This window comes from Undibacterium parvum, assembly GCF_003955735.1.
Classification (GTDB): Bacteria; Pseudomonadota; Gammaproteobacteria; order Burkholderiales; family Burkholderiaceae_D; genus Undibacterium; species Undibacterium parvum.
Genome location: NZ_CP034464.1, coordinates 855446 through 879487 on the forward strand (window position 1 = coordinate 855446; position 24042 = coordinate 879487).

The following is a 24042-nucleotide window of genomic DNA, read 5'->3' on the forward strand; positions in this document are numbered from 1 at the left end:
AATTATTCGTATAGACGATGACCGATTCCGCCTCCGTAAAAAAATACCTGCTCGCTTTACAAGCAAACATCGTGGCTGCGATGGAAGCGCTAGACGGCCAGGCTTTCTTGACCGATAGTTGGGAGCGCCCCGAGGGTGGCGGAGGAATTTCGCGCGTCATCGAAGAAGGCACAGTATTCGAACGCGGTGGTGTCAATTTCTCACATGTGATGGGGAATAATCTGCCACCGTCTGCCGCGGCAAGTCGGCCAGAACTGGCAGGTCGAAAATGGGAGGCGATGGGCGTATCCTTGGTACTGCATCCACGCAATCCCTACGCGCCCACGGTGCATATGAATGTCCGTTTCTTCACCACTTATGCCGAAGGAAAGCCTTCAGTATGGTGGTTTGGTGGCGGCATGGATTTGACGCCCTATTATGGCTTTGAAGAGGATGCGCAACATTTTCATCAAAGCTGCAAAGATGCCTTAAAGCCTTACGGCGAGGATTTACACCCGCGCTTTAAAAAATGGTGTGATGAGTATTTTTACCTCAAGCATCGCAAGGAAGCACGCGGTGTAGGTGGCATCTTTTTTGACGATTTTAACGAGCTCGATTTTGCCTCTAGCTTTGGGATGATGCAAAGCGTAGGAAATGCATTTATCCCAGCCTATACCGCTATCCTTGAAAAACGCAAAGATATCGCCTATGGTGAACGCGAGCGTGATTTTCAGGCATATCGTCGGGGCCGCTATGTAGAATTTAATTTAGTCTTTGATCGCGGCACTTTATTTGGACTGCAATCGGGTGGCAGAACGGAGTCAATTTTGATGTCCATGCCGCCGATAGTGAAGTGGCGTTACGACTGGAAACCAGAAGCAGGCAGTGCCGAAGCAAAACTGGCGACCGATTTTTTGGTGCATAAGGAATGGGTATAAAGCCAGCACGCTGTGTGCTGGTACTCGGTGGCAGTTTTGATCCGGTACACCGTGGTCATGTCGCCCTGGCTCAGCACTATGTGAATTTATTACAGCCACAAGAGTTGCGTCTTGTGCCTGCCGGCCAACCCTGGCAAAAAAACCGCCTCATCGCAGATGCGGAGCAACGTGTGCAAATGTTAAAGCTAGCCTTCGAAACCGGCTTTAAGCTGCCGGTCGTGATAGACCAGCAGGAAATCAAACGCGCTGTACAACATGAAGCAAGTTTTACTATCGATACCTTGGGAAATCTGCGCAAGGAATTGGGGGCCGATACTTCCATCGTTTTTTTGATTGGTGCCGATCAATTGCAAAACCTGTCTAGTTGGCGACAGTGGCGACAATTGTTCGATGTAGCGCATATTTGCGCTGCTTCCAGACCAGGTTTTTCACTGGACCAAACTGGATTAAACCTAGAAGTAGCCCAGGAATGGAATCAAAGAGCAGGGTCTTTGCAAGAAATACGGAATTTACCGTCGGGCAAATCGTATTTTTCGCAAGATCTTTCATGGGACGTATCGGCAACCAGTATCCGAAACGAGTTAAAACGGACCTCGCAAACTCCGCAGACTCAACAAACAACATCGCTAATACCGCCCGAGGTGTTAGACTACATTCAACAACATCATTTATACAGATAAGCATGAAAAATATGGACATCAAAAAATTACAAGCCTTAGTTGTTGACGCTCTCGAAGACGTCAAAGCCCAAGATATACAAGTATTCGACACGATGCACCTGACCAGCCTGTTTGATCGTGTCGCGATCGCATCTGGTACCTCGAACCGTCAAACTAAGGCCTTAGCCGCTTCGGTGCGCGATAAAGTCAAAGAAAATGGCGGCGAAATTGTCGGCATCGAAGGCGAAGTTACCGGTGAATGGGTATTGGTAGATTTGGGCGACATGGTGGTCCATATCATGCAACCTGCGATCCGTGCTTACTATCGTCTGGAAGAACTTTGGGGAGATAAAGAAGTTAAATTGGGTGCAGCTAAGCGCGTTACTAAAGGTCTAGCCAAAGCCTCTGACGACACTGAAGATGCGGATGCAAAACCTAAACGCGCTAGCCGCAGCAAGGCCGCCCCTGTAGAAGTCACACCAGACATGATGGCTATCCAAACTACTTTGGATGACGATGTTAAAAAACCGGTACGCAAACCGCGTGCAGTGAAAGCCACCAGCGATGTGACTCCGGTTAAACCAGCACGTAAAACCGCCACCGGAAAATTAGCTGGCACCACTAGCTCCAGCGTTGCCCCTGCGGTCAAAAAACCACGTGTCAAAACACCGGCAGGCGCTCGCGTTAAAGTCGCATCGACAAAAACAGCAACCGCATCGGCCAAACAAGCCGCCACCAAGCGCGCTACCACACGCAGCAAAACAGCAGGCTAATCATGCCGGACGCTGGCCTTTGGCTGGCGTCCATTAAAACCAGGGTAATACCTCTGGTTTTAATAATTTGAGTAGCACATCGCTGCTGCTGTATTCTCCCATTTGCTTAGCCAGCCTTAGCAGAACACTCCCATTACTCTTTTTTCACAGCATGCAGCTCATCATCGCCGCCGTTGGTCATAAAATGCCATCTTGGATAGAAACCGGTTATCAGGAATACGTCAAACGTATGCCTGCAGAATGCCGTGTTCATATCAAAGAAATCAAACCGATAGAGCGCTCCGGCAGCAAAACAGCGGAGACCGTGATGGCTTTGGAAAGTGTGAAAATTGAAGCGGTAATTCCCAAGAATGCCCGCATCATCGCCTTGGATGAGCATGGTAAAGACCTCACTTCTATGGCTTTATCCCAACATTTAACATCTTGGCAGCAAGACGGACGTGACGTCGTCTTTGTGATCGGTGGGGCGGACGGTTTAGATCCCCAATTCAAAGCTAAGGCCGATATGCTAATACGCATCTCCAGCCTAACCTTGCCACATGGTATGGTCAGAGTCTTGCTGGCGGAACAGCTGTATCGTGCCTGGTCTATCACGCAAAACCACCCTTATCATAGAGTATGATCTTAGTTATCAGAATATTTTTCAGGAGGGCATATGGTTCCCGCCCAAAATAAAATTTATCTGGCCTCGAAGAGCCCGCGTCGGCGCGAATTGCTGCGTCAGATAGGCATCGATTTTGAATTACTTCTATTGCGCGATACTTTACCGCGCGGTCCGGATGTCTCAGAAATTGTCTTACCTGGTGAGCTACCGGACATCTATGTGGCCAGAGTCACCCAAGAAAAAGCTAGCGCCGCATGGAAACTCATGCAGATGCGCCGCTTGCCATTGCGCCCGGTACTAGCAGCAGATACCACGGTAGTTCTAGGTCAACAGATACTCGGAAAACCGGCATCCCAAACTGAAGCAATTGCCATGCTCAGGCAACTTTCCGGTCAAACCCATCAAGTCCTCACTAGCTTGGCCGTGCATTATGAGGACCAAAATTTACACTGCACGCAAGCGTCGGAAGTTACTTTTACCACCCTAAGCGAGGCGCAAATTCAAGCGTATTGCGCAAGCCAAGAACCCTACGATAAAGCCGGCGGTTATGGCATACAGGGCATGGCAGCGCGTTATATTTCTCACATTAGCGGTAGTTATTCTGGCATCATGGGCTTACCTCTATTTGAGACGACTGCTTTGTTACGACAGGCAGGTATCCGACTCCCCTAATTCTTTAATTTATGAGCGAAAATCTCCTCATCAACATCACTCCGCAAGAAACCCGTGTCGCCCTCATTTTTCAAGGTGCGGTTCAAGAACTCCATATAGAACGTACCCTGTCGCGTGGCTTGGTCGGCAATGTCTACCTAGGCAAAGTTGTGCGGGTACTTCCTGGTATGCAATCGGCATTTATTGACATAGGTTTGGAGCGTGCAGCATTTTTGCATGTCGCAGATATCTGGGATGCCCGCTCACAAGACGGCAATGGCAGTAACAACCCACTGACTCCGATAGAAAAATTACTCTACGATGGACAATCGGTCACAGTCCAAGTGGTGAAAGATCCTATCGGCACCAAAGGTGCGCGCCTGTCTACCCAAGTCTCGATTGCTGGCCGTATGCTGGTGTATTTGCCGCAAGATTCGCACATAGGGATTTCGCAAAGAATCGAGAACGAAGCAGAACGTGAAGCCTTGCGCAGTAAGGTAAAAGCCTTACAACAACCGGATGAAAAAGGTGGTTTCATCGTTCGTACTATGGCAGAAGACGCTTCAGATCAGGATCTCAAATCGGACGTCGAATACTTGCGCCGCACCTGGTCCACCATTACGCAGTTAGCCAAGACCCGGCCACCTTCAAGTTTGCTCCACCAGGATCTGAATCTGGCGCAACGCGTATTGCGTGACTTCGTCAATGAAGAGACCGACAGTATCCAGGTCGACTCCAGAGAAAACCATTTGATGCTGGTCGAATTTGGCAAAACCTATACGCCTTCAGTCCTGCCAAAATTACAGCACTACACCGGCGAACGGCCTTTATTCGATTTGTATGGCGTAGAAGACGAGATAGAAAAAGCGCTTGGTCGCAGGGTCAATCTGAAATCAGGCGGATACTTGATCATCGATCAGACTGAAGCCATGACCACGATAGACGTCAACACAGGTAGTTTTGTGGCAGGGCGTAATTTTGACGACACCATCTTTAAGACAAATCTAGAAGCCGCACACGCAATTGCACGCCAACTACGCCTGCGCAATTTGGGTGGCATCATCATTCTTGACATCATAGACATGGAGAATGAAGAGCACAAAACTGCCGTGTTGGCTGAACTGAATAAGGCGCTATCACGGGATCGCACCAAGTTATCGATTTCAGGATTTTCAGCCTTAGGACTGGTAGAAGTCACGCGCAAGCGCACCCGTGAATCTCTCGCTCATGTGCTCTGCGAAACCTGCCCTGCCTGCGCTGGCAAAGGTCAAGTCAAGACTGCCCGCACCATTTGTTATGAAATATTAAGAGAGCTATTGCGCGAAGCGAAGCAATTTAACCCACGCGAATTTCGCATCATGGCTTCACAAGTGGTGGTGGATATGTTCCTTGAAGAAGAGTCACAACACCTTGCGATGCTAGGCGACTTCATCGGCAAACCGATTTCTCTACAAGTTGAAAATGTATTCCATCAAGAACAATACGACATTATTTTGATGTAATTTCTTTATCATTTAAAATCAATTACTTAAAAATTCTTTTACGATAAATATCGACTTAGCTACAAAGTTAGCTACAAATCGTTTTACGACAGTCACTCCCTGCTTAAGACAAAGTCGCGCATGAAAGGCTATTGACAATTCATGAACAATTCAAAACGTTTGAGCGACGAAGAGTGCCAAAATATTCGCGATCAACTTTTCCTTAAGCTCAATTCGGATGAAGCACCATTTGCTTTAAACAAAGATGAAGAGAAATTCGGCCCAGATGATTGGGCGTGGCTATTTCTTAGGATGAATAAGAATTACCAGTTTGCTTATACTAATCACCCCAAAGCCATTAATGAATTCAAGATTTTGGAATTCGTTCACGAAAAAGACCTATGCAATATTCACGCTGACCTCGATGAACGCTGCCGAAGAAGTTTCGGGCTGGCAGCTTGGTTGGACTACGCGCAGCCGATTTTGCCGGAACTAAAAAATGAAGATGATTCCTGGTTTGCACCTCTAAAGGCAGCAATTCCCGAAGATCACTCGCGCCGAACGGTAAGCAAAGAAATATATATTAGGCCACTGGGTCCACAATCACGAAAGCTGGACAGGCATCCTTATCATCTAATCGAAGAAACACCTTTTGGCTATCGAATTAGAGGACTACCATCGACATCTGGCCATGGAATTAGAGCTGAGCGTGGTTGTATCGCTTTCGCCGTTGATTGCAGCGTCCCTCCAAGTGGACAAATCACGACCCTGAAAAAGATTGCGCACAAAATCCGAAGCATCTTAATGGATAGTAATGAATTAACGGACACCGAGTTGAATGAGACGATGATCTTGGAAATTAAAAGCAGTGAGGATTTTAATTACATGAACTTCAAAATAGCAGGTGGCGCGGAAGATATTGTTCGAGATTATGAAATGGTGTGGCGCGCCGTTTACCTTAATGTACTTGGTCCAATAACATTACAGATCGAAAAAATATTAGGTGAAGTAAAGGATGTATATCAAGAGTTGCAAGATGATGGCTTTGCAAAGCCATCCAGCCTCCTACGATTTAAGTACAATCTGGACAGTTCAAAAGATCTCGATGGGTTATCTCGGAATGGGGGCAACTATTTAAAATGCTTAGTCTTAATTGCTCAACTACACAATCGAGGATTTGGCGACAATCAGATTGCGCAAATTTTCGGTCTTTGCAGCGCGACCGGAAAATACAAGAATGCATGGCAGCAACAATTGCACAGAAAAATTGACGAATACATTGACGAAGCCAAAGATATGATTAACGGTGGATATCGTCTATTAATTCAAGCACAAAAGCCCGATAAAAACCAAAGCTAACGCTAAACCTCAACTAAAATCACAAAAATGGCCTCCTGTCAAACGACAAGGGGCCATTTTTGTTTGCTGCACTTTTTCAAACCACTTCTCTAGCTTCTGACGTCCTGCTTTTAACAATTCAAAATATGGGCTGATTCGGGCCTGAATCTTTCATAAATCAATTGGAGCTTAAAAATGAAACATTCAATCAAAGTGTGTGACGATGAGCAGAGAATAACTAATAAAAATCAGGTCATGAGTCCAGAACTACTTGCGCTCATAGAGCGTGTGCGAGCAGTCGTCAATGACCGCCTTCTTAGACTTACACAAGTCAAAGTGAAGACTGGGCTAGCGTCTTCTACGATTTGGAAATATGTAAAGCACGGAACACTCCCCCCACCCATACGCATTGGCTCTCGTTCTGCATGCTGGAAAGAATCAGAAATTAGTGCATGGATTGAGGCTAACGCTTTTGCTTCACGCTCCGAAAAATCCGTTGATATCAAGGCATTCATAGCATTATTGGTCGCACAAAATGATCTTTGAAGCCGAAATAAATGGGCATTAATTGTTTTTTATACGTTCGTTTTTCGAACGAATATGACGCCAAATTCTCAGCGTTTCTTTTTCTAAAAAAGCAACGCACCAAGTTGTGGGGGAAAAATTTCGACTTATATATATATAAGCTCAGTTTTGTTCACAATGTAAACACTACTCAACTATGCTAATTAACCAGGATTAAATATGAAACCGAACTTACCGTTGCAGAAACCAAATATTCATATAGATAAAATTCGAATGAGAGTCCATTGCGTCCATACACCATTGGGCAAATCTATGTTTATTGACCAAGACGACTTAGGGCTATTACCTTGCAGCTCAACACCAATGCAAATTTCATTAATAGATGAATGGGATACCATGTATGTAAGATCAATGCAGGTATGTAACGCGACAGGAATGGCAGAGGTACTCGAAATTCACTGCTGCCCCCCATTAGTACTTCAAAGGCATAATCTTTTCGGCCACGCGAATCTTCAAAGCTACGTCAATGTAATCTTAGAACAATTGACTCAGAGACTAGGCATTGACGTAGATCCATTCGATCGCCAAGAGTGGGAAAGAGGTGCAGTAACACTAACGGAAATACACCTCACAGCAAATTTCGCCTGCCTCACTGACAATGTGCTCCCCATAATTCAAGCTATTGATAACAATCTGACCAAGGGAAAGCAAAGAACCATTGAGTCTTGCATTACGCTTAATAATGGAGTCCAACGTCGCTCAACAACAGACGCTCTAACAATTTATGACAAATCTTTAGAGCTTCAAGACCGCTTTAAGACACCTGGCGAATTCCAAACGAAGTTGATAGACGAAGCCAGAAAAGGAATAAGAGCGGAAGTGAAACTATATTCCCAAGGGCTTAAATCACTCAAATTGGAATATGTAATGAATTGGGTGAACGTTGATATTACAAATATATACTTTAAGAAATTCAACAAATTCAACATTCTATCCGCGATACAGATATTGGAAACTAACGATAAACTAGCGTTACTTAGTCGAGCAGAAGCAATAACATATCAATTTTGGCTAAGCGGGCGCGATATACGAGAACAACTAAGCCGCACAACAATATGGAAGCAAGCAAAGTCAATTATAAACAAGATAGGAATTGACATTCGTGGTCATTGTCGCCCTGCCGCAAATGCCAATATTGATCTAACAAAAATATTTTCGCGAGAGAATATCCTGCCCATCCCCGAATGGGCAATTGACACCGTGTACTACTTTCCCCCGAATCAATTAAGCTTTCGAAGACCGCTGCGAAGATTTAGCAACCTTGTCGTGCAAGCTAAAGACACTGAATGACAGGAGTTTAATTGCTGGACACAAATCATTTGGTATCAACTGCTTCTTTCTTCACTATTAATCAGGTCAGCACCAGTTGATACCAAGAAGAAATGAGCGCGCAAATGAAACAACTGCCCTTACATGATGGGTAATATTAGGCAGCTGATTGAAGGAGTTGAGACAAACCTTAATTCAGTGGCTACATGGCGCCTAACCCATCATTTTCGCATCTCTATGACGTGAAATATAAACAAAAACAGGCGCAGGCAACGCCAATTTAGCTGATACACATTGGCTATACACATTCAAAGTGAAAAGAATATTCCTACCATCTGTAAATGAAGGAATTCACTCGGGCTTCATTTATCAAAGTCTGTTACGAAAGAAGTTGGGTTTGAGTCTGGTAGGTACGTTGTAGTGCGCTTTTTAGATAGCGGATCGATTTTGATCATACTGATTCTCTTAAGACGATATAAATTATTCGTGAACAGTCAATAGAAATAGCCACTGAGCCTTTATGAAAACGGTAAAGGATACGCCATTACTCTTTAAGGCAGATTTTCAAATAACTCAGGAAGAAGAAATCGCAACAAATCGTAATGTGTTTCATCTCCAGCGTATTCTGGATCTTCTTGCTTGATAGCCGCCTTATAAGCCTTCACGCGAATGTTCCAACGACCGGATTTATCCTCACTGATAAGCTGCTCGCCACGCTTATAAACGCCCAATGCAATGCGGAAAATGTGCAGATAAGGTTTATGGCCAGTCGCTATTCGGTGGGCAACCTCAATAAATCTGGTATATTTCCAACCAATTACCTTGCCATGTTTTGCTGAATATAGGGCATTAATAAGTATCGCGTGTAACTGGCTTTGATAAATAGGAAGAAAAAACCCAACTGCCCGAAATTCTCGACGAAAGTCTCGCCATTTAGTCCCTATACGATCTGGCTCATCAACGGTACTTATCCAGGCTGCTTCAAAGCGATCTCGAAGCTTGCTCATCGCCGTTAAATTTGCATGGATGAGGGTATTTTTCGCCGCATCGTAGTCGAAGAAGAAAGCCTGTTGTTTGACGATGTTCAGTGTCAGCTCATGGAATGAGACCATTGCTCGTCGTAGAGGTGAAATACCATTTGAGGATGCTGGCTCTGTCCACGCGCAGCTTAAGAGAAATTCATTTGCATGTACTGAAGCTGCGGCACTTTCACCGGAGACGATGAACGCATTTTGATTATTATTGTAAAACACATCGTCTTGAAGTAAGCGTCGGCAATCATCGTTAAAGTCGGCAAAAATCCAAAATAGCAACCCACCTTCTCGTTGGTAGAAGCGGCGACGTTCAACAATTACGTCTAAATACGTCGTCGATAATTGGATCTCAAAAACGATCTCAATTCCGTTGTAAGTAGCACGAACATCGGGCTGACGCCAATCACCAGAAAGAGTATCAGTCCATCGCTTCTCGACACGGATGTTGGAAAATAGACTATCCGCTGCCAGCGAGGCGACGACAAACTCTTTCATCTGAATATGACGGTCACTCTCTTTAGCGCCATTGTATTTGCGTGCATCAATTTCATCCCTCGACAACTCACCACTTGAAATCTGCGGACAACGTCCATCCTCTAATACATGTTTGAAGTAGAAAAGGCGACTAACCCGATGCATTGTAAGCGTCCAACAGATCCGTCTAGCATTTATTCCTAAAGCGCATTAACAAGGCAGCGGTAGCAGTTCATCAATCCGGCTGTTTGGATGCGTCGGTAATTTTTCGAGTGTGCCTTTAAGCCATGCCAAAGGTTCTATGCCATTGGCTTTCGCGGTGGCGAGCAGGCTTTGAATGGCGGCAGCTTGTCGGCCTGCTCGTTCAGAACCGGCGAAGAGCCAGTTCTTTTTGCCAATGGCAATAGGGCGAATGGCGTTTTCAATCGGATTATTGTCGATTGGCAGATGACCGCTATTGGCGTAGCGTTCAATCGCGCTCCAGCGTTTGAGGCTGTAGTCGATGGCTTTGGCGAGACTGCTGCCATCGGCGCTCTGTTGGCGTGTGTGAATCAGCCAGGCATGCATCGCTTTGAGTTCTGGCAGCGCCTGTGTAGCACGTCGTTGTTGTCGTTGTTCGATACTGTCGCCTTTACCCTCGGCCTCAATGTGATACAGCTTTGCAATGCGTGTAAGTGCCTCATTGGCAATCGGATGCCCATTGGCGGCGTGCAGGTCGAAGAATTTGCGACGGGCGTGCGCCAGGCAGGCCAGTTCGGTGATGCCCAGCGCGAACAGGGCTTTGTAGCCGGCATAATCATCCACCATAAGATGGCCTTGCCAATGCCGCAGAAACGCGCGCGCATGACTGCCACTGCGTCCGGTTTGGAAATCGAACACGATGATGGCAGGCTGGTCTTCTAAGGCATTGCTGCGATATGCCCATAGATAGGCACGCTTGGTCTTACCATTGCCGGGGTCGAGCAGCGGCACCGGGGTTTCGTCGGCATGCAGCACTCGTCCTTGCTTGAGTATTTCTGCCAACCGGTCACTGAGCGGTTGCAGGGCGACGCCAATACGTCCTACCCACTCGGCCAGTGTGGAGCGGGCAATGCCAACACCGTGTCGACTGCTGATTTGCTCAATCCGATACAGTGGTAAGTGATCGAGATATTTTTGAATTACCACCCATGCCAATAATCCTGGTGCCGCCAGACTACGATCGATCACTGCCGGGGGAATGGCTGCTGCGGTGACTGTCTCACAAGCGCGACAGGCGTATTGAGGGCGAATATGCCGATGCACAAAGAAGCGTGCTGGTTCGACGTCGAGTTGTTCACTGATGTCTTCACCGATCTTGATCAGGTCTTTGCCGCATTGAGCGCAGGTGCAGCTTTCTGGCTCATGACGATGTTCAATGCGCGGCAGTTCCGCTGGCAGTGGCCTACGTCCGGTAGGGCTTGGCTTACGTGGTGTTGTCGCTGAAGATAATTGGGCAAGCTCGGCCTGCATCGCAGCCAGGTCGCTTTGTTCGCACTCTAAAAACAGGTCGCGTTGTTGTACCGTAAACGCTTCGGCTTTTGCGCTGAATTTGAGACGTTTGTGATACGCCAGTTCTAAAGTCAAGGCTTGAATTTTGCATTCTTTGACGTGAAGATCGTGCTCCTTGCGACGTAATTGATCCTGCAAAGCAGCCTTCTCCGCCTGTGCCAGTCCGGCCCCATTCAACTGCGCCATCACCCATTGAGTCAGTGCGGGGTCAGCGTTGAATTGGGCGAGTTTGGTGGCGATATCCATGCACGAAAGTATACCTCGCCCGACCGAAAGTTAACAGGGGGAGGCATCCCTTTTTATACGCGCCAATTCGATTGTGGCGGCGCGTTAAGTCGGGGCCAGTCAACGCCCGTGGTGAGCCATTGCCATTCTTCGTTCGACAAGACACACGCCGCATCATGGCTCTGCGGCCAGACGAAGCGACCTTTGTGCAAGCGTCGCATACATAACCAAACACCGGTGCCATCCCAGATCAATAGCTTGATGCGGGTGCTATTCTTGTTACGAAATGCATAGGCACTGCCATCGCAAGGTGGCTTACCCAAACTTTCTTGTACATGCAGGGAAAGTCCGTCAACACCGCTGCGCATATCGATCGGTTCGACAGCGAGATACACCTGTGCCGGAGTCAGTGGCAGGCTCATGGTAGTTGCCGCAGCAATTGCGCCAACACGGGTAAGTCAACATGGTTAGAAATAGTCACCTGCCAACCGGCCGGGCTGCACAAGACAATCTCGGGAAGTGATGCCCTGATCGACACCGGCACCAACTTGCAAGGCTTCATGGCTGGCCGCGGCGATGTCGATGCGATTGTCGTGAGGGAGGTGTGCTTAGCTTGAGAAACTACTGGCGATTTTACAGCGGGTGTGGCAAGTGTGACACTCTGATCAATAACGATGGAAGCGAGGCGTTTGCGCCAGGTATAAAACGTTGAATAGCCGATGGCTTCACGTCGACAATACGCGCTCAGTGATAAGCCGCTCTCAGCCCAGTGCTGCTGATGCTTAGTCCAAAACGCCACTTTGAGAGGATTGAAATTCATGCTAACTCCAGATCATTGAAAGAGTCGAGTGTCACTTATATCGTTATCGATTTCCAGATGGTTGCGTTGGACGCTTACGATGCATTAGCAAACTTACTGGAACACCACACAAGGAACACGCATATAAAGGCGTACCTTGCATTTGCCTATCCTTCACCGCCATGCGAAGCTGAATAGCTCGTGCATAATCAATACCGATGATATTCCTGACTGGCTCATGAATACCTGTCAGTCGATCTAAGACTTCAGGAATTGCTGGGTCTTCGACGGCTAGATTTATCATAAGAAGTATAGGTTGATTGAAAAAAGTGACTGCTCCACGAATATTATCAAATTAGCCTCGCGATGATAGCGAAACAGAAAATAAAAAACTCATAGCACTCGAACACAACAAATTCTATATATAAAAGAGCACTAGAGAGCTTTAACATTAGCCTCCCAAACATTTACTCGAAATATTATTCCATGAAGAAATCAATGAAGGCTGAATGGAGGAGCGATGGCTAGCGATTGGCAGTGTTAAGAATAATGGCATTCTTGCTGACGACATCTAACGCACTGATCGTGACAGAACAATACACACTAGAGAGAAACAGCAGATTGAACAGTGGTGATTTTTACACGAAGCACGACCTACATCTTGCCGATGAATTGCCCGATGCGCGAAAGAATTTCCTCTAATTCAGGCTGCCCGTTGTAATACAGCGCAGCGGTCTTTTGATACTCTTTTTTAAACCTTGCTCGCTCTTCATAATCGTCTAAAAGAAAGGCGGAATTTTTGGCTGCGACCAACTCATCCCCTTTCGGAAAACGCTGAATCTTTCGGGCTTCGTAGGCTGGTGTACCGATGAACCCTTGAATTTCTGGCAGCGCTAGCAAGCAATAGATATCATAGTAGTGGCGCATGAAATTCGCAGGAAATGCCTTCCCCAATTTCTGCAATCGGTATTTGGTCGACACTGCCTGCAATTTTTCGACAAAGGTGTAAGTTGGTAGGTAACAGGGTACATCAATTGCACGATTATCTTGAATCTTTACCCCTGCGTTCACCGCTGCATCGTACGCCCAAGACGAGATAGTTACGGGGCGGTTAGGGGTCGTATCGTCAAATCCCAACTCCAGCAAAATGCCGTCTTTAATACCGCTCTGCTGACTGACTCGATTGGGGTAATGCAAGCGTATTCCAGCACTGCGCATTTTCTCATCGTCAAAGGCAGTATCACGCTGAACGGCTTCGATTCCAGAAATACGAATGTGTTGCGAGAGCCAATCATAATAAGCACGTCGAGATTCAACATGCGCAGGTTTGTCATGATTACGTCCCGCCTTAACTTGCAACTCAATTGGCGGTTCTATGCGAATATCAATATCTTCCGAAAAGCGATGGATAATCCCAAAGCCTTTCGATAATGACGTACCACCTTTCAACTCGAACTGGAATTGCGACTGCTGCAAACCCCACAGGCAATGCATGATCCAATAATCCTTTTCAACGAGTACGGGTGCTATCCCGCGCTGCTGCGCGACAATGGAAAGAACCTCGTTAAAATCGCTGCGAGTATGCAAAAGCTCAAGCATGAAACCAACCCATAAAACGTTTCTTTGTCGCGACCGAAGCGAAGGCGGAAACAGCACGCTTCAACTTACCCTGATCGAATAAAGGTAGTTTTCGCTCAACCATTTGAAGCACTTGGTTCTTATCCTCTGCCAATTCATCTAGATTATTAATCACGTCAACCAACAAAAATTCAGAGGTAAGCTTTTTCGGAAACCGTGGCTTAACTCGAAAATCAAACTGACGATTTCCAAATGAAAACACGCCGTGCCGTTTGTGATTGTAGACAATGGTTTTGTTATAAAGCTGCGTAGTTCCTACGCCCAAAGCGTTATAACTTGATGGGGAGAACACCAAAAAATCCTTATCACGCAAAAAAGCAGTCACCAGCTCATGATCGTCAGGTGGAAGTGCGCCAAAGACCGATTTCTTAGGTGCGTAGTAAAGCCCTTGCGCCAAGCGTTTCAAAGCGCCACCTGCAACTAATTCACTCAGGTGCCGATCAACTGCATTAGAGACCTGCGCCAAATCCTCACGACGATACACCTTACCAGCGTGCAAAGTCCTCACCACTTGCTTCAAGGCGCCTTGTTTTGGCCGTAATGGGCGTTCTAAACTCGTATTTACTAGTTCCACTGAATGAATCCTTATTGACGTTTCATGCAAATTATAGCCGTTATCAGTTTGTTTTGCTGGAATATGCAAAGTTTCTTTAGCGTTTGCTCTAAGCAGGATTTTTGTTATCGCAATGGACAGCCAAAGACAAAACATAAACAAATTCAATTACTTACAAAAATTGAAGTACGACAATAGATGCCAGGAGCACAGAAAAAAGAATAATCACTCAATACTTCTAATGAGCCTAGCTAAGGGGCGGCGGCAACAATCGTGACTCCTTCTCACCTCAATTCTAGACCTAACAAAAATTCAAAATCTCCGTAGGTCTTGCCAATTTCACTGATACACATTGGCTATACATTTTAAACAAGGGAAATTATGACTACTATCTGCAAATGGGGAAATTCACTGGGCCTTCGGTTATCGAAGTCTGTCGCAGAAGAAGCTGGATTAAAGTCCGGCACCTACGTTGGAGTGCGCCTTCTTGATAACGGTTGTATCTTGATCACGCCGCTATACAAGACTATCAAAGTTGACGATGAACAATCGCTCAAAGTAATACCGCGTCCAATCGGAAAATGGTGACCCTGTCGGCAAATTCATCTGTTTCAAACTGTCTCAGACACCCTTCGGTTTGAAAAGGCACTTAATCATGCAACTAACATTCACAATCGTTGCGGCCTCAGCCTTCTGTACACGATCCACTTTAACAACTTTTTCTCAAGTGTTTTGAAGTACACGTAGGTCTGAGTCAAAACTAAACACGTCTGGCACCTATCAAAATCCGATTTACGTCTCGTGAAAAATTTAATAAAGCCCTATGATCACTTGGTGTCTTTGGCACTGTCAGTACGGGTCGGCCAATGGGGTGCCTTATTCGTCCATGTTTAGCGCCCCAGTAAAAGAACCACCCTTGGCGAACCAGTTTGTGCACGATAACGTTTATTTCCTTGTTGGCGCTGTATTTCATGCGAGTACCTCTTCGCTTATCCGCTCATAGCGACCAATAAATTTTTCGGTCGAAAAAGTGAGCTGGGAAAATGCTGCCTCAATACCCGTAGATAAGATCGGTTTGCTGTAAAAATAACCCGATCCGTTTCGGCTTTGTTTGTTTTGAAAAAATCTCCCGTAAGGATCGACCATGATGTATGACTCAGTCATGTCACTATTATCTTCGATGCACATCACGTTCTTTAAGGCCAGATGGCGATCAATGAAGCTATTGAATTCAACGTCGGAAACCGCCAGGTCATTGTTTAGCACTGGAAGCATCCGTAAGACTTTCCATCGCTCTGGTTGTAAAGTCTGAATAAAACAGGACATATCCTCACTGGCATTCAAACTATTTACAACGGTGTTCACCTTTAATCGCATTTGGGGGTTAATTTGCCTACCCATTGCCAAAATCTCCTCAACACTATGGGCTCGGAGCAACAGTCCTTTCCTATCGATACGTCCTATTTCTCGGTTGGTTTGGTTATTGCTAGAATCAAGGCTTATACCCAATAATGAAACGTCAGGCGCTATTGCCTTGATCAAAGGCTTAGTCAACCTACTTCCGTTTGTGATAATGGAAACATTCATTCCAAGATCACGAGCAACTCGAATAACTCGCAAGACTTTTTGTTCATACAGCAATGGTTCTCCGCCAGCGATATTCAATCTGACACTAGCCCACTGAAGACGACTTTGAAGTAAATTTGCCTTGTTTTTAGCGCAGAAGAAACCATATAGCAATTCAATCAGTTTTTGTGATCGAATCTCATCATGAATAATTTCACCTCGAAGATCAGATTTCTTCCAGTGCGCATAGCAATAATGGCATGAATAGTTGCATGCTTCTGTCACATGCCAGTTGATGACTAGCTCATTGATTTGTCGCGGCTCGTACATATTGGGTTTCCTTGAAATTAAAAACCCTAATGTACAAATTTCCGTTAATGGAAAAAATGAAGCTTCCTTTCTACCCCTTCGTTAATGCATTACAGCCAAAACATTGAAGGGGTAGCAAACAAGTTTCAGTGACTTTGATTGTTGCGAATAGGATCATTCGCTCTCTATCATTCTTTATAGGTATTACAAAATGGCGACAATCCCCTCGACTGAGCAATTACTTCTAGAAGTTCATCAATGCCTAGGCCTGAGCGCACCAACGAAAAAAAAAGAACTAATAGGCTTTGAACGACCACTCGAAACGCATCAAAGAATCATTTCTGAACTTATAAGTGAAATATTCACAGCCTTAAATATGGATGAGCAGGCAAAGGATGATGCGTCCGTTAACTTACGCCACTTACTAAGCATTAACAATTCTATTGAGCGTTCAGTTTGGACCCATGAAGCAAGCATGCAGCAAATAGTCTGGAATATGGCAGCATATTTATATGCGCCTTACTTAGGCCGCACCGTTGCATTTTGGAGCCTATGTCAAACTATGGATGAGGGAATGCCTGGTGGAAAATTTTGGTATCTGCCAGAGGTCATCGAGAGAAATAATAAGAAAGAATTACGCCTGCCTGTTCCTCAAGTTCTTGATTGGCTATTGGATTTATCAGGGAAAAGCATCAGTGAACTTGCTCAAGGATTGGCTGGCAAAATAAATGCGGCAGAGAAATCAATCAGTGTTGGTATCGAACTTGAATCTATTGAAAAAATCCTCTTGAATTGGGCTAATGGTGCGGTTCCACGTGTAGGAAACATCAGTCTATATTTTTCCAATATAGGAGCACTTGATTTCAGAGGTGCCTTTAAGCTTAATACGGTATCAACTGAAGAAGAACAGTTTCAATCTGTACTTGATTTTATTAAACGTAAAAACCTTTCAGCTTCTCTGTTACGTGAGCAAATTCCAATGTCACAACCCAACCGCATTGAAAACATTCTAAATGGTGTCGCGGATGAGGATGAGAAACATAACTTCGTGGAATTGATCGCTACCCGCTATGCAATTCCCACACTACAAACGCTACGCCAACGATTCCTAGTGGCGCGTGCAGTTCAGGATGGATATCTCCGTTTAGGAAAATTCTTACTTGGAAATGACTTCGATAAAACCTGCACAGATATTTCTAAAAACAAAGTTCTACAGCTATTCGAGTTATTTAAACTTAGTTATAACCTTACGATAGATGCATATAAACAGAGCGCTGATCCGCAAATTCAAGATGCATATTTCGAAAGTAAAATTCCCCCTTGGGATAAATTCGGGGTTTTCCTTTCTGTCGTACCGTCATTAAGACCCGACGTAATCAATATCTTGGCAGATAGGTTAAATCATTTGTTCCCCAACGAATATCAAGGAAAGCCGCTCGATGACCATATTGGACATGATATTGAATCAGCGAAATTAATCGCCACACGTAATTTAGCCAAACTAGACGCAGAACAAAAAGAATATGACACCGTGAAAGAATATTCACGAAAACTGCGGACTCATTCACCTTGGCGCACGCTACAAAATGTTCACAGTTTTTGGGTTGCCAATGAACTAGCGCAAAATGATCAACATAACTTCAGAATACGGCAAATGGCGGCAAACCGTATGCGAGAGTTAGCGCAAACGCCCGGTGAAAAAATGGGCGCTATTTTCATCGAGCTTAGTCATATCTTGAATAATGATGATCGCCAATACCGTGACAAAGACGCAAAGAAAAAAGTTGAATCACTACTGATAGAGGCGAAAGAAAATCCAGCAATAAACGCATGGCTCGCCGGCATTTTGCAATATGAAGCAAAACACCATCTAGCCTTAAATGAGTTTGACAACGCGCGTCGTCTTTTTAAGGAAGCCCTCGAAGCTTGTAAAGATAATGGCTTCGGATCATTACGAGGAGAAATTGCGCGTGACGGTTTTGCACTAGTGGTTGAACAACCACCCGCAAAATTCGACCTCAACAATTATGAATACTATTTCAGAAATGTTTTGGCATATGGTGAACTAGAAGGTGAGGAAGAAAATAAAACATTCGAGGATACGGCATGCGCTATGTCCACTTATTTTTGGGAATCACTTTATTGCCCTTATCCAAATGAAACTAGCGTAGCACCACTATCGAAGGAATTGGGTGAAACATTTATCAAGGGGGCGATGCCATTAGTTTTTCAAGGGGATTTTGACGGCTTACTCAACTGGTTCAAAAACAATTCAAAACTGAAGGATAAGAAGTTTAGAGAGGTTCGTGGCAATACAGCACTGATGAGCTGGTTGAAAATATTTTATGAACTTGAGAAAAAATTACCTGCTTTAGACCATGCTTTGTCTGCCTCTAAAACCCCAGACAATACTAAGCTTGCAGTTAATTGGCGAAGAGCGATATGCCTTATGATTGGAGCCTGGCCTAAATTGGTGAACATGCCCGACTTCAAGTTACAAACCCCCGCCATGCTGGCAGCTAACCATGGCGATATCGTTGTTGTGAATGCTCTACTCAAGGAAAATGCTGACTTGAAACTGCAAGATTTCAGGGGACGGACAGCTTTACATGCAGCCATCGCTTCAAATTCGCTTGAATGTGTAGAGGCTATACTAAGTCACGATGCAGAAGTCACGAATATATACGCAGCTGAAGAGCAATCGGCGCTGCATACTGCTGTTAAATTTGGACAACCAAATATCGTCGAGACGCTAATATCAGACGCACCTCATTTGCACAGCCATACGGATGCAAATGGCAAGTCTGCACTTGATATCGCTAAGCATCTAGCTGATCCCAGTATTTGGCAGCAACATCATGAATTCATGCGTCGTGAGCGCAGGACAATTGCAACGCTCGATGATTTTCAGAAAGTCTCTTCATTTCTATCGACACATTAACATAGCTCAGGTCACATATTTTTGAGCTAGAAAAGCAATAACACCATTATTGTTAGCCGTCGCTGACTATCGATAATGGTGGCTTTTCGATAGTTGGTGGCTACCAAAAAAAATCATTACAAAATTCAATATGCAGTCAACATGCTGAAATACTTGTGACGATTGCCTTTACTGGCCCAGCATTCACGTTGCATAGTCACCAAATTACTCTTCTGATAGACTTCAACGACCTAACATAAACATCAGAGCAACACTTAACTACCAAAATCACAAACATTGAACCGTAGGTACTTTCGATCAATCGGATTAATCTACCATCAGAAAAAACTACTAAGTCCTGCTCATCGAAAACGCATATAGGATTGTTTATCACTATGTCTCAACAAAAGCTAAGTTCTGTAACCACTATTTTTGACGAAGAAACTATTTCTCCATCATTAGATCTGATGCTAGTAAACGCTCGGGAATGGTCAGAATGGCTGAAGCAACAACAGAGTGTTGCACTTCAAGTCTACAAAATTAAACCTGCCCAGTTAATTGCGGATCAACGACGGGAACAGGGTATTTCGCGGGACTACAAAGGCCGTGAAATACTTGAGTTATTACAAAACGCAGCTGATGCTGCAAAAAAGTGTGACCAGCGTGGCGACATTCGGGTTGAATTAAACCCTGAGGGGTTGATCGTAGCAAATACAGGTTTAGGCTTTACCACTGGAGGGGTGAAGTCACTGCAAACGGCTGACTTAAGTCCAAAACGCGGGAAAAAAAACCAGTTTATTGGAAGCAAAGGCTTGGGTTTTCGCTCAGTACTCAATTGGTCACGCCAGCCGATAATCCTCAGTGGTTCATTACAAATCGCTTTTAGTAGCAGGTATGCCCAAGAGTTAGTGGAACGGCTGAGGCGACAGTTTTCCTCCGTACAGGAGGAATTGGCTAAACACCCGGCAGAAGATTCAGTGCCTTTGTTACCTTTTCCTATCGATTTAAACAGCGATGAACATCACGGATTTGATGAAAATTCAGGCATATTCGGGCGTTGCCAAGCATTGCGGGCAGAAGGCTATGAAACCATTATAGGTATGCCCTTTGATCGTGCTCATAGCTATGAAAACGCTATTAATCAATTGAAGCTACTGCGCCCTGAGTTTCTATTGTTTTCTGACTCCATTGCGTCGTTATCTATTTCTGTGGTGGCAAATAATAAAGCTGATAGTTGGGAGAAACTGTGGCGCTCCGACGTTATTTCGCAGTCTTTAATAACGCTTATTGAAGTTGACTGCGAAACCGAAGCTGAATCGTGCAGCCGCTGGCAGCTTTTTACTCAAATAGACGAAATTCCTGAGGAATACCTGCGTGACCATGATGATCCGGACAGCTATCACTTGGTCGTCGCTTTGCCAGAACAAGGCTTAGCAGAGCCCGCTAATCTTTATTCTTTTTTTCCTACTGAAATACCTCTTCCGCTACACGCGTTGTGCCACGCCACTTTAGAACTAACACAAAACCGTAAACATTTGCAGGAAGGCGAAGCAAATGAATTCGTATTGGAACGCTTAGCATTGTTTTTAGCGATGATCTTTGAGCAGCAGACTGAGATGTCTTGTGATTCCTATCGTGCTCTGGATTTGCTCGCCCCCGCATCACTTCTACAAAACTATCAGACGGACATTAAAACATTGCAAAATGCCTTAATCAACGCGATAAAAACAAAGAATGTATTTCCTGTATTGTCGGGTGAGAGGCTTAAGGCAACGGAAACAACGTCTTTCCAAGTGGGCGGCAACTCTATGCGGTGGTTGCCAGAGAAAATATTCCCTGCCATCGTTATAGCAAGAAATAATTCAGATAAACAGCTTTTCGATCTTCTAGGTGTTAAGAGTTTGGACGGAAAGCAGTTTGTTTCATTATTGCGGGCAGCAGGCGAAATAAGCCTAGAGGAGCGAGCAGCTGTTGCCCTGGGGGTTATTAACCAAGGCTTGGGTCAAGAATACTGCTACAAAGGTTTGTTAATAGATTCGCAGGGAAATGAACTATGTGAAGACGATAGCGTGTATTTGCCCGGAGGTAGTTTAGGAAATGCCTTGGAATTTCCCACATGGGCGAAAATCAAAATACTCAATGAACAACTATGGGAAGTGTTGAGGGGTAATAAAGTAAGGGATAGCGCCAAAGCGTTATCCGTGTTTGACGTGCATGAGTATGCATTGGGCAATTTGATTGCGGGATTGGTCTCGTCAGCCAATGCTGCTTTACTGGTGCATGATGAGAACCAAACACGTTCTGAGTTATTGCAATCACTCTTTGCTTTGTACAATCTTTACCAAAATAACGAAGATCGTCCAGAGTTCCCAAAGCGTCTAAATGTATTTTTATTGAACCACAATAGTAAATGGAGGAGCACAAAAGAGCTTTACTATGGATTTGGCTATTCGGCTACAGGGAATATAGTTAGTCAACTTTATCAATCCGCACCTGAAAAATTAACGGCTGAGCCCCTAGAGTATGAAAAACTGGGCATTAAGGGAAATTCACGAACTCCGTTTTTAGCTTGGCTTGGCGTGTCCGAATGGCCGAACATCATGGAGATAAAAACTATTGAGCCAGCCTTTCTAACATTTGCAAAGCCACGTCTGAAATATCCTGCTGCATTCATTGAGAACACTTCGCACATTTTCAATTCGGCGGATGAATTGCCAAGAAATTGTACATTCCAGTCCGTTAAATCGCTCGACGGTCTCGACGTCATTCTTAGTAGCGAGAGCGATGCCATTTTAGCGTGGTTGGCCAGCGATCCTCGGACCCTGTCATGGTTAAAACCGATGCCGGAGCACGGCACTTTAGGTTTTCTGCCATCTGGTTGCTGGAATCAGCGCAATTACAAAGGTGAATTGCCGTCGTACATTTTCTGGAAAATCAAACACAGTTCATGGCTTAGTAGTATTGCGGGAAAACCTCTAGCGCCCGTTGACTGCATGGTAAATGATGCTGCAGTCGCAGGTTTATTCCCCACCCCGATACTGCCATCAAAAGAAACCATTCTGAATTTAGGTTTGTCCCATAGCCTAATGAAACATGCGTTATTAGCTGCGGGCGTGCGAGAGAGTATTGACGATCTCGATTCAGAAGAAATTTATTCCTTAATGTTAGAACTTCCAGCCAAAGACCCTTCAGGAAATTTAGCTAAAAAACTCTACAACTGGCTAATTAAAACCGTCGATTTCAAACCTGACGAAGGCGGAAAAAACTACAAAACCTTCACAGAAAAAGGAAGTATTTTCGCTAAACAAGGTGACGTTCAAGAATATTTTCCTGTTGCTGAGACTTACCATGTTGATGTGGAAGGATTTCCTCAAGAACTACTAAAATCGCTGCCAGTTGCTAGTTTCTTAAAAAAACGTGGTGCAGGAAAAGTCCGACGTATATTCAGAGTAAACGTTTTGGACAAGGAGGCTGTTAATGAAAAAGTCACTCACTACAATGTCGCTGCTTGTTCGGAGCAAGCTAATAAGCATTTTCAAACAGCAAAAAGGTATATAGAAATTTACCGCCACAGTCAAGTCGCAAAGGCGCCGGGGCGAGCTGTTTTTGAGTCCCTCCAACTTGTAGTATGCAATCATGTGAAAAGCGAGATCACATTTAGGCAGCAGACATTAGATAACGAGTTACCGCCTTGGACCTATTCAATTCAAGCTGATCAACTCTATGTATGCTGTAATCCGCTCTATTCTGATGAGCCAAACAATCCTTTATTGGCAAATACAATCGGCGATGCGATTGCTTCTATTTTTGAACTTAATGACGGAAATTCTTTTTCTAATATTTACCGGTGTGATGAGAAAAACCGAACTGAGCTGCTGCGTAAGATGCTCGGGGATCAGCTTGACGACGATTTAGATGCAATGTTGCTGGCGTTGCGAGAACAGGCTGTTGGTCAGTTGTTACCTGAGCCTCTGGTAACTATGGGGCCTGTTCCAAAGATATCTCTTACTGTTACCACAACACCACCTTCTGCAACACCTTTAGCGCAAACCATTGTGACTGAATCTGAGCCTCCAGTACAAAATTGGAATGTACCTTCAACGATTGGTGTTGAATCAGTCGAACACGTACCAGAGAGCCCAGGCACTCGTGTGCGAATACGAGTGTCGGGTGGTGGCTCTGGTTCGGGCAGTTCAGCTGGACGTATTGCGCCCACCTCTGATGGAAAAGCGGGCGAGAATCTCACAATGCTCTTTGAGCAACAACAAGGGCGATTCCCTTTATATATCGGCCACATTACAGGTTACGACACAATCGCTGCTGACGTACTCAGTTTTCGAAGTGCTGATGACTTAGCATTATTTGAGTCTGGAGAGGATCAAAATGCCGTGCTGGTAGAACGGGTGATCGAAGCCAAAGAAAAATGGGCAGGTGGGAGTGTAAACTTAACTGTAAATGAAGTTAATACAGCAGCACAATGGAAAAACAAATATTATATATATCGATTTATGCCCATCAAGGCGACGACGTCGGAATACGAATTAAAGGTGCTTTGCAACCCATTAAGTCAGCTAGATGCGGTTACTTCCTCGATAGAAATTTCTTTGGATATCGCGGCCACGTCACAGAAGTTTCGAGTGTATGGAAAAATCAATCAAACTGAATCCATTTAAATCGATTCGAAACTTTTAGAATGGCGCTTAAATTAGCGCGCGGA

The 24042-nt window shown here is 45.0% G+C and carries 19 protein-coding genes; 11 read left to right on the forward strand and 8 right to left on the reverse strand.

Features of this window, described 5'->3' with window-relative positions; all coding sequences use genetic code 11:
- Positions 1-17 precede the first annotated feature (17 nt).
- The 9 genes from hemF to EJN92_RS03740 all read left to right on the forward strand — a co-directional run bounded on the left by hemF (position 18) and on the right by EJN92_RS03740 (position 8298).
- The gene (gene hemF / locus EJN92_RS03700) at positions 18-917 is read left to right on the forward strand and encodes an oxygen-dependent coproporphyrinogen oxidase (RefSeq protein WP_126126587.1); all 900 of its coding nucleotides are present in this window, start codon (positions 18-20) and stop codon (positions 915-917) included.
- Positions 908-1597, forward strand: coding sequence for a nicotinate-nucleotide adenylyltransferase (locus EJN92_RS03705; protein WP_126126588.1), 690 nt, complete (start codon positions 908-910; stop codon positions 1595-1597). The genes hemF and EJN92_RS03705 overlap by 10 nt, the downstream gene beginning before the upstream one ends.
- 11 nt (positions 1598-1608) lie before the next feature.
- Positions 1609-2349, forward strand: a complete 741-nt coding sequence (gene rsfS / locus EJN92_RS03710) for a ribosome silencing factor (RefSeq protein ID WP_126129757.1) — start codon at positions 1609-1611, stop codon at positions 2347-2349.
- Positions 2350-2500: 151 nt separating this feature from the next.
- Positions 2501-2971: a 23S rRNA (pseudouridine(1915)-N(3))-methyltransferase RlmH gene (gene rlmH, locus EJN92_RS03715; protein ID WP_126126589.1), complete on the forward strand. Its 471-nt coding sequence runs from the start codon at positions 2501-2503 to the stop codon at positions 2969-2971.
- A 33-nt stretch (positions 2972-3004) separates the two neighbouring features.
- Entirely contained in the window at positions 3005-3625 is a 621-nt protein-coding gene (locus EJN92_RS03720) for a Maf family protein (RefSeq protein WP_126126590.1), read from the forward strand.
- 11 nt (positions 3626-3636) lie between these two features.
- A complete protein-coding gene (gene rng / locus EJN92_RS03725) occupies positions 3637-5106 on the forward strand; it encodes a ribonuclease G (protein ID WP_126126591.1) in 1470 nt (489 codons plus the stop codon).
- Positions 5107-5247: 141 nt separating this feature from the next.
- Positions 5248-6444, forward strand: coding sequence for a hypothetical protein (locus EJN92_RS03730; RefSeq protein ID WP_126126592.1), 1197 nt, complete (start codon positions 5248-5250; stop codon positions 6442-6444).
- Positions 6445-6618: 174 nt separating this feature from the next.
- On the forward strand, positions 6619-6969 hold the full coding sequence (locus tag EJN92_RS03735; protein WP_227869696.1) for a helix-turn-helix transcriptional regulator: 351 nt from the start codon (positions 6619-6621) through the stop codon (positions 6967-6969).
- 198 nt (positions 6970-7167) lie between these two features.
- Positions 7168-8298, forward strand: coding sequence for a phage/plasmid replication protein, II/X family (locus EJN92_RS03740; protein ID WP_126126593.1), 1131 nt, complete (start codon positions 7168-7170; stop codon positions 8296-8298).
- A 530-nt stretch (positions 8299-8828) separates the two neighbouring features.
- On the opposite strand, the gene EJN92_RS03745 is transcribed toward EJN92_RS03740, so the two are convergent.
- The 8 genes from EJN92_RS03745 to EJN92_RS03780 all read right to left on the reverse strand — a co-directional run bounded on the left by EJN92_RS03745 (position 8829) and on the right by EJN92_RS03780 (position 16426).
- The gene (locus EJN92_RS03745; protein WP_126126594.1) at positions 8829-9950 is read right to left on the reverse strand and encodes a DUF6035 family protein; all 1122 of its coding nucleotides are present in this window, start codon (positions 9948-9950) and stop codon (positions 8829-8831) included.
- Positions 9951-9995: 45 nt separating this feature from the next.
- Positions 9996-11561: an IS66 family transposase gene (gene tnpC, locus EJN92_RS03750; RefSeq protein ID WP_126126216.1), complete on the reverse strand. Its 1566-nt coding sequence runs from the start codon at positions 11559-11561 to the stop codon at positions 9996-9998.
- A 53-nt stretch (positions 11562-11614) separates the two neighbouring features.
- Positions 11615-11962, reverse strand: coding sequence for an IS66 family insertion sequence element accessory protein TnpB (gene tnpB / locus EJN92_RS03755; protein WP_126126595.1), 348 nt, complete (start codon positions 11960-11962; stop codon positions 11615-11617).
- Complete coding sequence (gene tnpA, locus EJN92_RS03760) at positions 11959-12360, reverse strand: IS66 family insertion sequence element accessory protein TnpA (protein WP_126126596.1); 402 nt, start codon at positions 12358-12360, stop codon at positions 11959-11961. Before tnpA ends, tnpB begins: the two co-directional genes overlap by 4 nt.
- A 43-nt stretch (positions 12361-12403) precedes the next feature.
- Complete coding sequence (locus EJN92_RS22145; RefSeq protein WP_456119779.1) at positions 12404-12643, reverse strand: DUF7830 domain-containing protein; 240 nt, start codon at positions 12641-12643, stop codon at positions 12404-12406.
- 350 nt (positions 12644-12993) lie between these two features.
- Positions 12994-13938: a nucleotidyl transferase AbiEii/AbiGii toxin family protein gene (locus tag EJN92_RS03765; protein ID WP_126126597.1), complete on the reverse strand. Its 945-nt coding sequence runs from the start codon at positions 13936-13938 to the stop codon at positions 12994-12996.
- Positions 13931-14698, reverse strand: a complete 768-nt coding sequence (locus EJN92_RS21770) for a DUF6088 family protein (RefSeq protein ID WP_227869697.1) — start codon at positions 14696-14698, stop codon at positions 13931-13933. The genes EJN92_RS03765 and EJN92_RS21770 overlap by 8 nt, the downstream gene beginning before the upstream one ends.
- A gap of 801 nt (positions 14699-15499) precedes the next feature.
- Positions 15500-16426 (reverse strand): viperin family antiviral radical SAM protein, encoded by a 927-nt coding sequence (locus EJN92_RS03780; protein WP_126126599.1) that lies wholly within the window; start codon positions 16424-16426, stop codon positions 15500-15502.
- 190 nt (positions 16427-16616) lie between these two features.
- Between EJN92_RS03780 and EJN92_RS03785 the strand changes: the two genes are divergently transcribed.
- On the forward strand, positions 16617-19346 hold the full coding sequence (locus EJN92_RS03785) for an ankyrin repeat domain-containing protein (protein ID WP_126126600.1): 2730 nt from the start codon (positions 16617-16619) through the stop codon (positions 19344-19346).
- A 374-nt stretch (positions 19347-19720) separates the two neighbouring features.
- Positions 19721-23998, forward strand: a complete 4278-nt coding sequence (locus EJN92_RS03790; protein ID WP_126126601.1) for a sacsin N-terminal ATP-binding-like domain-containing protein — start codon at positions 19721-19723, stop codon at positions 23996-23998.
- Positions 23999-24042 lie beyond the last annotated feature (44 nt).